Source organism: Pseudomonas sp. P5_A2_2 (assembly GCF_054177685.1).
Genome location: NZ_JBGCUL010000347.1, coordinates 1 through 4,508, shown reverse-complemented (window position 1 = coordinate 4,508; position 4,508 = coordinate 1). Strand labels below are relative to the sequence as shown.

Genomic DNA, 4,508 nt, shown 5'->3' with positions numbered 1-4,508 from the left:
TGTGGCCATTGGTTCATGTGCTGTGTTCTCCGACGTTGAATCCGGGCAGGGACGGTAGAACAGGATTTGTAACGCAACGACTGGCGCAAGGCCAGTCGTCATTTCAGCACTTCAYGCATTCTTCAGCGTCGATGGAAGCCTCCACCTGCGCCACCGAAGGAGTGATTCATCACTTGGGAAGAGTTATGGAATTGGCAGATTGGCTTAAAGTCGAGTACGACAATCTGCTGCCATGTGTTATTTCCATTGCACCCCAACCAGACTGATTCCATTGAGAGGCCGTAATGTTCAAAGGTATTTTGATCGACAAAGACGACAGCGGTTACCGGGCCACACTGCAGGAGATCCAGGACGATCAGTTACCCGAGGGCGATGTCACGGTGCGTGTTGCCTACAGCACGCTGAACTTCAAGGATGGCCTGGCGATCACCGGCAGCAGCCCGGTGGTGCGTAAATTCCCGATGGTGCCGGGCATCGACCTGGCCGGTGTCGTCGAAGACAGCAGGCATCCGGACTACAAGCCCGGTGACCAGGTCCTGCTCAATGGCTGGGGCGTGGGTGAAGGGCATTGGGGGGGACTGGCGCAGAAGGCTCGCCTGAATGGTGACTGGCTGATCCCGCTGCCCAAGGCATTCACTGCTGCCCAGGCGATGGCCATCGGCACGGCGGGCTACACGGCCATGCTGTGCATCCTGGCCCTTGAGCACAATGGCGTGACGCCTGAACAGGGTGAAGTCCTGGTCACTGGTGCCAACGGCGGCGTCGGCAGTTTCGCCATCGCGTTACTAAGCAGGCTCGGCTACCGGGTGGTCGCGTCTACCGGACGTACGTCAGAGCATGATTACCTGAAGCAACTGGGCGCTGGCGAAATCATCGACCGGGCCACGCTTTCCGAACCAGGCAAGCCGTTGGCCAAGGAGCGTTGGGCGGCGGTCATCGACTCGGTCGGCAGCCACACCCTGGCCAACGCTTGCGCCAGCACCAAGGCCAATGGCACCGTCGCGGCCTGCGGTCTGGCCCAGGGCATGGACTTTCCCGCATCCGTTGCGCCGTTCATCTTGCGCGGCGTGACCCTGGCCGGTATCAACAGCGTGACCCAGCCCAAAGCCAAACGGGTGGAAGCCTGGAGTCGCCTGGCCCAGGATCTGGACTTCAACCTGTTGCCGCTGATCAGTCACGAAATCGGCTTGAGCGAAGCCATCGAAGCCGCGCCGCGCTTGCTGGCCGGGCAGTTGCGCGGGCGCGTGGTGGTGGATGTGAACCGCTGATCACTGCGACTCGCGCTCCAGCAACTGCCGTTTGCGCTCGACACCCCAGCGATAGCCCGACAGATTGCCGTCGCTGCGCACCACGCGATGGCACGGGATCGCGACTGCCAGGCTGTTAGCGCCACAGGCTTGAGCCACGGCGCGAACGGCTTTTGGTTGACCGATGCGCTGCGCGACATCGGCGTAGCTGGCAGTGCTGCCAACGGGAATTTCTCGCAGCGCTTGCCAGACACGCTCCTGAAACGCCGTGCCGCGTAGGTCCAGAGGCAAATCAAGGCCAATGGCCGGCGCCTCGATAAAGCCGACGACCCTGGCAATCAATTGCTCGAATTCATGATCGGCGCCAATCAGGTTCGCGCGCCGGAACTTGTCTTGCAGATCACAAACCAGTTGGTGCGGATCATCACCCAGCAGGATCGCGCAGACCCCGCGCTCGCTCTGCGCCACCAGAATCGCGCCCAGCGAACACTGGCCAACGGCAAAACGAATGTCATTGTTTTGACCGGCGGCGCGGTAGTCCCCGGGTTTCATTCCCAGCAGTTGGTCTGCGGCTTCATAAAACCGGCTGTTGGAGTTGAAACCAGCGTCATACAGGGCATCGGTCACCGAGCCGCCGTCTGCCAGCCGTTCGCGAACCTTGCGTGAGCGATGGGCATCGGCGTAACCCTTGGGCGTCAGGCCGGTGACGGCTTTGAACACACGATGGAAGTGAAAGCTGCTCAGGCCCGCCGCCTCGGCCAATTCGCCCAAGGCAGGTAGCGTTTCGGCGCTTTCGATCTGGCGGCAGGCGGCGGCCACGGTGGCGGCATGTTGCGCGGCGAGTTCGCTCTGGTCTTTGGTCGCGCGTTTGCTCGGACGATAACCCGCGGCCCGGGCCTGTTCGGCGCTATCGAAGAATTCGACGTTCTGCGGCTTGGGCAAGCGCGCGAGGCTGCTGGGGTTGCAATAGATGCCTGTGGTCTTCACGGCATAGACAAACTGACCGTCGGCCTTGGGATCGCGCGCGACCACAGCGGCCCAGCGCGGATCGTTTTCAATGGTGATCTTGCTCGATTGGGTTGTCATGGCGTCATGTCCTTTGAGGTGTTGCCTGCACATTAACCATGGGGCAATTCCCACACACTCCGGCGCTTGCGGTCAAATTCGAAGTCTTTATCCGGCGGTACGGAAGGTGAAGTTGATGCGTTGCTCGCCCAGTCTCGGGTGATGGCCTTCCTTGATCGGCAACACGCCGTGATAACGCAGGCGATCCACGCCACCCCAGACGACGATGTCGCCATGCAGCAAGGGGATGCGCTGGCTTTTGTCACCGCGTGCAAAGCCACCGAACAGGAACATCGCCGGTAAGCCCAGGGATACCGAAACGATGGGGGCTGCGTAGGAATGTTCGTCCTTGTCTTGGTGCAGTGACATTTTTGCTCCGGGGACGTAGCGGTTGATCAGGCAGGAATCCGGCGCAAAATCGGTGAAACCCGCTGCCAGTGCCGCCGCTTGTGCCAGTTGCAGAAACACCTCGGGCATCATTGGCCAGGGCCGGCCGGTTTGTGGGTCATGACGGGTGTACCGATAACCGCTACGATCAGTGGTCCAGCCGAATTGACCGCAACTGCTCAGGGCGACCGACATGGTAAAGCCACCGGGCGTGACCATCTGCCGAAACGGCGCGGCCATCAGTACCGCCTCCAGGGTAGGCAGCAAACGCTCCAGCCAGGGCAGGGCGAAGCCTCTCAGCACGTAGGACTGTTCACCGATCTGTTCGCGCCTGGATTGTTGCTCGGGTTCGGCATCGGCAAACAGATCGAAAGTCAGCGGATTCATGGGTTCATGACGCATCGTGAAAGATGATTCCAAGGGTATGCCGTTTGCCGCTGTGCAGGCGACTCACGCCGTGGCGCAGGGTTACTCGGTAGTAACCGCGAACGCCTTTGACCGGCCGCTGGTTGACGGTAAATATCAGCCCGTCGCCTTTCTTCAGGCTGACGACCATCGGGCGTGATTGCATTCGCGGACGCTGTTCGGTCAGGACAAATTCGCCACCGGTGAAGTCTTCATCGGGTTCCGACAGCAGAATCGCTACTTGCAGTGGGAAAACATGCTCACCGTATAAATCCTGATGCAAACAGTTGTAGTCCTGCGGACCATATTGCAGCAATAACGGTGTCGGACGGTTCTGACCAGCGGCATGACAGCGTTCGAGGAAGGCTTGATGGGTTTGGGGAAAACGGTCGGGCAAACCCATTTGCTCCTGCCAGCGATTGGCGATGGGCACCAGGCGCGGGTAGAGCGCGCTACGCAAGCGGGCCACAAGTTCCGGTAACGGGTAGCTGAAATATTTGTATTCGCCTCGGCCGAAACCGTGGCGAGCCATCACCACGTGGGAGCGAAAGGGCTCGGTTCGAGGGTACAAGGCGCTGACCTGATCACAAGCCTTGTGGCTCAACAGTGACGGGATGACGGCGTAACCGTCCTGATCAAGTTGCTGTTCCAGCCGGGGCCAGTCCAGCCTGTCCAGATATTGCTCGCTCATTGCCGGGCCTCTTGTTGTTGAGGTGGCCAGTCTGCAAGGCAAAAATAAAGCAGGCACTCCGCTGCTTGCGGTCGAATTGCGAATGGGAGCTGACGTCCATTGTCGCTCCTGATCGCGTTACAGCGCTTTGCTGACGCTGATTTCGCTGATGACGTCGTCTTGTCCATGAATGGCATCCAGCGCCGCCTTGGCTTCTTCCGGGGTGCCGTTTTCAAGCTGGGCAAACTCGAAGCGGCGCTCACCGTTGAGTTTGTATTTGATGACGTACTTGGTCGTTTGGGCCACGGTTGTATCTGCCTGTCTTGTGTTTCGGGTTCGCTGATCAGCTCAGTTTCGTGCTGGAACGGCGAATGATTTTGATCGAGTGGGTCAGGGTGGGTTTGCGCGTCACGCTGATAGCGCGGCGGTTGACGGTGTCGATCGTGATGTTCCAGAAGCCGGTGCTCGGGGCCGTGATGCGGGCCGGAAACGTGTCGAATGCACCGCCGTGATAGGTGTGACGACCGCCATTCTTGAAGCTGCGGAAGTTGGCGTCGTTCATCAAGCGGATGTTGCACATTTGGGAGCATTGAATGACGACGATGTCGTCTTCATTGAGGTGCTCGCGCTGATGGATAAATTTCATGAGGCGCCTCCAGAAGGGCTTTTTCTACAAAATCAAAACGATAGCATGGGCGATTGGCGCAGTTTATCAGCCCGAACGCCTTATTATC

General features: G+C 59.4%; 7 protein-coding genes. 2 read left to right on the top strand and 5 right to left on the bottom strand.

Features of this window, described 5'->3' with window-relative positions:
- Both ACXRVY_RS18010 and acuI read left to right on the top strand, forming a co-directional pair.
- Positions 1-266 (top strand): hypothetical protein (locus ACXRVY_RS18010; protein ID WP_458237898.1); only part of this gene is annotated, 266 nt, incomplete at its 5' end.
- Between the two features lie 18 nt (positions 267-284).
- Complete coding sequence (gene acuI / locus ACXRVY_RS18005; protein ID WP_223463722.1) at positions 285-1,268, top strand: acrylyl-CoA reductase (NADPH); 984 nt, start codon at positions 285-287, stop codon at positions 1,266-1,268.
- On the opposite strand, the gene ada is transcribed toward acuI, so the two are convergent.
- The 5 genes from ada to ACXRVY_RS17980 all read right to left on the bottom strand — a co-directional run bounded on the left by ada (position 1,269) and on the right by ACXRVY_RS17980 (position 4,420).
- A complete protein-coding gene (gene ada, locus ACXRVY_RS18000; RefSeq protein WP_457265956.1) occupies positions 1,269-2,333 on the bottom strand; it encodes a bifunctional DNA-binding transcriptional regulator/O6-methylguanine-DNA methyltransferase Ada in 1,065 nt (354 codons plus the stop codon).
- A gap of 87 nt (positions 2,334-2,420) precedes the next feature.
- Positions 2,421-3,101, bottom strand: coding sequence for a DNA oxidative demethylase AlkB (alkB, locus tag ACXRVY_RS17995; protein ID WP_223463724.1), 681 nt, complete (start codon positions 3,099-3,101; stop codon positions 2,421-2,423).
- On the bottom strand, positions 3,091-3,795 hold the full coding sequence (locus tag ACXRVY_RS17990; RefSeq protein ID WP_223463725.1) for a 2OG-Fe(II) oxygenase: 705 nt from the start codon (positions 3,793-3,795) through the stop codon (positions 3,091-3,093). The genes alkB and ACXRVY_RS17990 overlap by 11 nt, the downstream gene beginning before the upstream one ends.
- A gap of 117 nt (positions 3,796-3,912) precedes the next feature.
- Positions 3,913-4,080: a hypothetical protein gene (locus tag ACXRVY_RS17985; RefSeq protein ID WP_191624874.1), complete on the bottom strand. Its 168-nt coding sequence runs from the start codon at positions 4,078-4,080 to the stop codon at positions 3,913-3,915.
- Between the two features lie 37 nt (positions 4,081-4,117).
- Positions 4,118-4,420, bottom strand: a complete 303-nt coding sequence (locus ACXRVY_RS17980; protein WP_007912251.1) for a DUF1883 domain-containing protein — start codon at positions 4,418-4,420, stop codon at positions 4,118-4,120.
- Between the last annotated feature and the right edge of the window lie 88 nt (positions 4,421-4,508).